The following is a 5,305-nucleotide window of genomic DNA, read 5'->3' on the forward strand; positions in this document are numbered from 1 at the left end:
CTTCGGCTTCGGCTTCGGCTTCGGCTTCGGCAGGTGCAGGGCGCAGCCCTGTAAAGAAAAACCTTCCCTCAGCCGTCGCCCTGGATGCCACCCGGCACGTGCGAGGGATCGCGCCAGCGCCGCACCGTGCGCTGGAAGAACAGGTTGTTCGGCAGCTGCAGCACCGTGCCCTCGTGGCCGTTGCCGCTTTCCTGCAGCGTCGTGTAGATCAGGTTCACGTCGATCACCCGGCCCTTCAGGCCCGGCTTCTCGCCGTTCTCCAGCACCTCGATGTAGTCATGCAGGCGGAACGGGCGCGTGGTGAAGATCAGCAGCGTGCAGAAGATGTTGGACAGCACGCTCCACGCCGCGAAGAACGCCACCGCACCCACCGCGGCAAAACCGGTGAAGGCCGTCCACAGCACCGAGGGCGAAGCACCCAGCAGGCTGAGGATGTACAGCAGCGCGCTGAAATAGACCACGAAGCTGGTGATCCGGCGCGCGCCCATCGCCATCTCCGGCGGCAGCGTGTAGTGCTCGGCGAAGCGGCGGATCAGGCGGCGGGCAAGCACCCGCAGCAGCCAGGCGACCACCAGTACCAGCACGATCTGCAGGGCGATGCCGATGTAGTGCAGCCACGGGTGGCTCCAGGCGGGCAGGTGGTCTTTCAGCGACAACATCATGGGGCGACAGCATCTGGCGTTAACGACCCTTGATGTTACCCGGCGCGTGCCGGGGTTTCGACCGATCCGGACCAGGCTACGCAGACCAGGGCCTGGCGATGCTGATGCACGCAGGCCTGGCCGCTGTCCGGGCGCAGCTGCAGCGACAGGTCCAGGGCCTGCAGCACGACGCAGGCGACGATCACCAGCAGGGCGGCGCAGGAGGGGCTGGACATGGCAGGACTCCGGGAATTATCACCAAGGACCCTGCATGGATGCAGCCAGCACCGAAAAGGTTGCAATGCGGTTGCCGTCAATCGGGCTTAAACCTTTTTCCGGGTCGCCGCATCCAAGCGATATGCTCGACACCACCATGCCCGCGCTGCCTGCCGCCAACGACGCCGTCGACGATCCCGCCCTGGTGCGGGCCGCGGCCGCCGGCGACATGGCGGCCTATGAACAGCTCTACCGGCGCCACTCGCCGCGTGTGTTCGCCGTGCTGTGGCGGCTGTGTGGCGGCCAGCAGGCGCGCGCCGAGGATGCGCTGCAGGAAGCCTTCCTGCAGGCCTGGAAGGCGCTGCCGGGGTTCCGCTTTGAAAGCAGCCTGGCCACCTGGCTGCACCGGTTGGGGGTGAACGCGGCGCTGATGGAACTGCGCGGGCGCGCCGCCGGGCAGGACCACGACAGCCTCGATGATGTCGACGGCGGCCTGCAGGAGCTGGCCGTGCACGATCGCTGCGCCGGCACCGAGCGCGACCTGGAGCGCGCGCTGGCGACGCTGCCTCCACGCGCCCGTGCGGTGCTGGTGCTGCACGACATCGAGGGCTGGAAACACCAGGAGATCGCCGAACAGCAGCAGATGGCCGTCGGCAGTTCCAAGGCACAGCTGCACCGCGCGCGTGGCCTGTTGCGCGCGCGTCTGGGAGACATGACATGAGTACCCACGAAACCGATCACGACCACGACCCCGATCTGCAGGCGCGGCTGCGCGCGCTGCCCGACCAGCGCATGCCCCCGGCCGATGGCTGGGCACGCCTGGCGGCGCAGCTGCCGCCACGCGAATCCGCACCCGTCGCGGTGGAGCACGCGGATAACGTCGTCGCCCTCCCGCAGCGCCGCCGTCTGCGCGCGTGGCTGCCGCTGGGCGCGGCGCTCGCCGCCAGCCTGGCCGTCTATGCCGTGGCACCGTGGCGACAGGCGCCGATGCAGGCACCGGCGCCATCGACCCTGCAGCTGCAGGCGGCGGCCATGACCGAGCAGTACCAGCAGGCCGTGGCATCGCTGCCCGGTGGCCGCGCGGCGGCCTGGCAGCCGGCCCTGCACGAACTGGATGAAAGCGCGGCACAGATCCGTGCCGCGCTGGCGCAGGATCCGCGCGCACCGCACCTGCTTGGACAGCTCAAGCGTACCTACGCGCTGCGGCTGGAATTGACCCGGCAGGCGGCGCAGGCCGCCGCGGCCGGAATGACAACCTGAGGAGACACCCCATGCGATCCCTTTTTCCGCTCTGCGCTGCGTTGCTGCTGTTGCCCTCGCTGGCCCTGGCCGACACCCGCGTCGATGAGCGCCATACCCTGGCCAGTGGTGGCCGCATCGAGCTGAGCAACGTGGCCGGCAAGGTCACCGTGCGCGGCTGGGACCGCAACGAGGTGCAGCTGACCGGCAGCCTCGGCGATGGCCTGCAGCTGCGCCAGGAAAAGAGCGCCAACCGCGTGCGCTGGGAAGTGGAGTATCCGCGCCGCCACACCAGCGGCACGGCGACGCTGGTGCTGAATGTCCCGCGCGCGTCGGAACTGCTGCTGAGCACGGTCAGTGCCGACCAGGACATCAGTGGCATCGACGTGCGCCGGCTGCAGGCCGATACGGTCAGTGGCAGCCTGACGGCGGCCGGACGCAGTGGCGACAGCAAGCTCAATACGGTCAGTGGCAACGTCATCGCCAAGCTGCAGACGCCGCGCCTGGATGTGAACACGGTCAGCGGTCGCATCGAGGCCGGTGGCGGCGTGTCTGGGGATATTGGTGCGCAGACGGTGTCTGGTCGGGTCGGCGTGGATGCCGGCCGCGTCCAGCGCCTGGCGGTGGAGACGGTCTCGGGCAGCATCGATCTGTCCACTTCCGGCCTGGCGCCGGGGGGCCGCATCAACGTCGAATCGGTCAGTGCGTCGGTGAACCTGCGGTTGCCGGTCAAGGTCTCGGCACAGCTGTCGGTGAACAGCTTCGCCGGCTCGATCAACAGTGATGCCGGCACGGTGGAGCGGCCGCGCTATGGGCCGGGCAGCAGCCTGGACACGAAGCTGGGTGGCGGTGATGGTGACATCCGCATCCAGTCGCATTCGGGCAGCGTGCGGGTCAGCCTGGACCGCTGAGCGCGGCCCGGCAGGCCGCGGCGGCAGCGCCGCCGCGGTCAGGGTGGGTCAGCTGGCTTTCTTCAGCGCCCAGGTGGTGCCAAGCACTTCGATCTTGCCACCGCTCTTGCGGAACGCGGCCAGATCGGACGCAATCGAATCGCTGCTGACCGTGGTGCTGGCGGCCGCGCCCTTGCGTTCGCTGCGGATGCTGTTGGTAGCCTTCGCGGGGGTCTTTGCCTTGCGGGGCATGGTTGCTCCTGTCAGGTGGAAGGGGAGGAAAGCGACCAGGCATCGGCCTGGCGCAGGTAATCCTGCCGCTCGCGGCGGCAGTCGTCGCCACCCATCGAAAACTGGCGGCAGATCGCCGGGCGCTGCGAATAGATCGTGCAGCGCAGGTGATAGGGATCGATCGCCGCGCACCAGCCCTCGTCATTGCGCGCCATCACGGCACGGCCGTGCCTGTCGCGCGAGGTATACTGGCGGGGCACGTCGTCGCCGGCCTGCAGCAGCACGGGCAACCGGCAACAGACCGCGTCACAACGGCGGCAGTCGATGGGTGCAGGTGTTTCGTCAGGTTGTGCGGCCACGGGGGCCAGGCGGGTGCCCAAAGCGGGTCTCGATGGCGGCTCGGGTAGTACGCGGACCATGAACGAGCCAGAAGGCATGGCCGCAAGGCCCGCGAGGCGGGCCGGGCCCTACCCGGGTACACACACCGGCGCAGCCGGCGGAAGGTAGAGCCCTATCAAGCCTACCGAGGGTAGCAAACTCCGCGTAACGTTTTGTTAATCCCGGCTGGCTGCCGCGAGCGCAAGGCCCTGGACGACGCCCAGCGAGGGCTCGCCGTGGACCATGCGGGCGCCCGGGAAGGCCTCGGCGGTGGCCTGCCGCAGGTAGCCGGCGCGGGACATGCCGCCGGTCAGGAACACCGCATCCGGGTCGCCGCCGATGTCGCTGCGGACCTGGGCCAGCAGCTCGCGGATCTGTGTCAGGTAACCCGAGGCGGCCGTGGCCAGGCCTTCGGTGCTGCTGTCGGCGTGCAGGTCGCGGGCGATGTAGTCCAGCGTGCTGCGATGGCTGGGGCTGCTGCTCAGGGCGATCTTGGCGCGTTCGACGTCGCGGTACAGGCGCGCGGTATTGCCGGTGTCCTGCAGCGCCTGCAGGCGCGAACCCCACGGGTCGTCGACATGGTCGTACTTGTGCTGGCGGAAATCGCGCTGGCGGGTCATGTCCTGCACGGTGGCCGCTTCCACGTAGTGGTGGGCGGGCACGCGGGTGACGCCACGGCCGAACAGCGGCATGTAGCTGGACAGGCTCAGCGACAGGTCGATATCGGTACCGCCGCGGGCGATACCCCAGGCGCGATGGATGCGCGGGGCGGCATCGCCACCCACTTCGGCGTGGGCGATGTCGGTGGTACCACCGCCGATGTCGACGATGACGGCCTGGTGCCGCTCACGGCTTTCGGCGTGGTAGTGCATGGCCGCCGCGGCTGGTTCCTCGAGGAAATCGATCTGGTCGAAGCCGGCCTGGGTGGCGGCCTCGCGCAGGATGTCCAGTGCCTGGTCGTTGCCGGCGGCGCCGATCGAGCTGCGGAACTGCACCGGACGGCCGAGCAGGGCCGCGCGCAGCGGCTGGCCGAGCTGGGCGCTGGCGGTCAGGCGGATGTGTTCGAGGATGTGCGCGGCGATGCCGGTGATGGTCTGCCGCGCGCGCGGGTGCAGGTTGTAGCCGAGCATCGACTTCGGGCTCTGCACCAGGTTGCCTTCGTGTTCCTCGAAATAGGCTTCCAGGGCGTCATCGCCGTAGATGGCGTTCTGCAGCAGGTCACTGGCGCTGCGTTCCTTGCCGGCGCGGGCTTCCATCCATTCGCGGCGCAGGGCGCGCAGGGCTTCGCGGCGCAGTGCCTGCGGGGTGCGTTCCTGGCCGGCGGCGCGGGCGGCACGCGCTGCGCTGTCGATCATCTGCTGCAGTTCGTGTTCCTGGCCGGCATCGAGCTGGAAGTCGTCCGGATCGGGCACCACGCCGGGGAAATACACGCTGGTGCGGAACTGTTCCGCTTCGCCGAAGCGGATCGGCAGCAGCTGTCCATCACGGACGATGGCGGCGGCGGAGTTGCTGGTACCGAAGTCGATGCCAAGGCGCATGGGGAGGTCCGGGGGCGGGCGGGGGCCGCGCACTCTGCTGCAGTTCGCTTCTTCCTGCAAGTTCCCGCTCTGCTTCGGATGGGTTCAGCGCCTCCCTGCTCCGTGTTCAGCCGAGGGGACGGCCGGAGCAGGACACGCCGTGAACCCATCCATGGGGGCTCGTAGGCGCCCC

Annotated in this window: 8 protein-coding genes; 3 read left to right on the top strand and 5 right to left on the bottom strand. The window is 69.1% G+C overall.

What is annotated here, in order from left to right; all coding sequences use genetic code 11:
- Positions 1 to 68 precede the first annotated feature (68 nt).
- On the bottom strand, positions 69 to 662 hold the full coding sequence (locus IAE56_RS20445) for a mechanosensitive ion channel family protein (RefSeq protein ID WP_200753779.1): 594 nt from the start codon (positions 660 to 662) through the stop codon (positions 69 to 71).
- Positions 663 to 697: 35 nt separating this feature from the next.
- Entirely contained in the window at positions 698 to 877 is a 180-nt protein-coding gene (locus IAE56_RS20450) for a hypothetical protein (RefSeq protein WP_200753780.1), read from the bottom strand.
- A 122-nt stretch (positions 878 to 999) separates the two neighbouring features.
- Here IAE56_RS20450 and IAE56_RS20455 point away from each other — a divergent pair, with 122 nt between their 5' ends.
- Genes IAE56_RS20455 through IAE56_RS20465 form a run of 3 tightly spaced genes read left to right on the top strand, consistent with a single transcriptional unit; the run spans position 1,000 to position 3,007 of the window.
- Positions 1,000 to 1,578, top strand: coding sequence for an RNA polymerase sigma factor (locus IAE56_RS20455; RefSeq protein WP_200753781.1), 579 nt, complete (start codon positions 1,000 to 1,002; stop codon positions 1,576 to 1,578).
- On the top strand, positions 1,575 to 2,117 hold the full coding sequence (locus IAE56_RS20460) for a hypothetical protein (RefSeq protein ID WP_200753782.1): 543 nt from the start codon (positions 1,575 to 1,577) through the stop codon (positions 2,115 to 2,117). The genes IAE56_RS20455 and IAE56_RS20460 overlap by 4 nt, the downstream gene beginning before the upstream one ends.
- 11 nt (positions 2,118 to 2,128) lie before the next feature.
- Positions 2,129 to 3,007, top strand: a complete 879-nt coding sequence (locus tag IAE56_RS20465) for a DUF4097 family beta strand repeat-containing protein (RefSeq protein WP_108769562.1) — start codon at positions 2,129 to 2,131, stop codon at positions 3,005 to 3,007.
- 48 nt (positions 3,008 to 3,055) lie between these two features.
- On the opposite strand, the gene IAE56_RS20470 is transcribed toward IAE56_RS20465, so the two are convergent.
- The 3 genes from IAE56_RS20470 to IAE56_RS20480 all read right to left on the bottom strand — a co-directional run bounded on the left by IAE56_RS20470 (position 3,056) and on the right by IAE56_RS20480 (position 5,133).
- Positions 3,056 to 3,238: a hypothetical protein gene (locus tag IAE56_RS20470; RefSeq protein WP_079222716.1), complete on the bottom strand. Its 183-nt coding sequence runs from the start codon at positions 3,236 to 3,238 to the stop codon at positions 3,056 to 3,058.
- A gap of 11 nt (positions 3,239 to 3,249) precedes the next feature.
- Positions 3,250 to 3,543 (bottom strand): YkgJ family cysteine cluster protein, encoded by a 294-nt coding sequence (locus IAE56_RS20475; RefSeq protein ID WP_108747862.1) that lies wholly within the window; start codon positions 3,541 to 3,543, stop codon positions 3,250 to 3,252.
- Between the two features lie 228 nt (positions 3,544 to 3,771).
- On the bottom strand, positions 3,772 to 5,133 hold the full coding sequence (locus IAE56_RS20480; RefSeq protein WP_200753783.1) for an Hsp70 family protein: 1,362 nt from the start codon (positions 5,131 to 5,133) through the stop codon (positions 3,772 to 3,774).
- Positions 5,134 to 5,305: the final 172 nt, after the last annotated feature.

This window comes from Stenotrophomonas sp. S41, assembly GCF_016624625.1.
Taxonomy (GTDB): Bacteria; Pseudomonadota; Gammaproteobacteria; order Xanthomonadales; family Xanthomonadaceae; genus Stenotrophomonas.

Coding starts and splice junctions, on each gene's coding strand:
- IAE56_RS20470 (WP_079222716.1), bottom strand. CDS start 3,238: ATGCCCCGCAAGGCAAAGACCCCCGCGAAGGCTACCAACAGCATCCGC.
- IAE56_RS20460 (WP_200753782.1), top strand. CDS start 1,575: ATGAGTACCCACGAAACCGATCACGACCACGACCCCGATCTGCAGGCG.
- IAE56_RS20465 (WP_108769562.1), top strand. CDS start 2,129: ATGCGATCCCTTTTTCCGCTCTGCGCTGCGTTGCTGCTGTTGCCCTCG.
- IAE56_RS20445 (WP_200753779.1), bottom strand. CDS start 662: ATGATGTTGTCGCTGAAAGACCACCTGCCCGCCTGGAGCCACCCGTGG.
- IAE56_RS20480 (WP_200753783.1), bottom strand. CDS start 5,133: ATGCGCCTTGGCATCGACTTCGGTACCAGCAACTCCGCCGCCGCCATC.
- IAE56_RS20450 (WP_200753780.1), bottom strand. CDS start 877: ATGTCCAGCCCCTCCTGCGCCGCCCTGCTGGTGATCGTCGCCTGCGTC.
- IAE56_RS20455 (WP_200753781.1), top strand. CDS start 1,000: ATGCTCGACACCACCATGCCCGCGCTGCCTGCCGCCAACGACGCCGTC.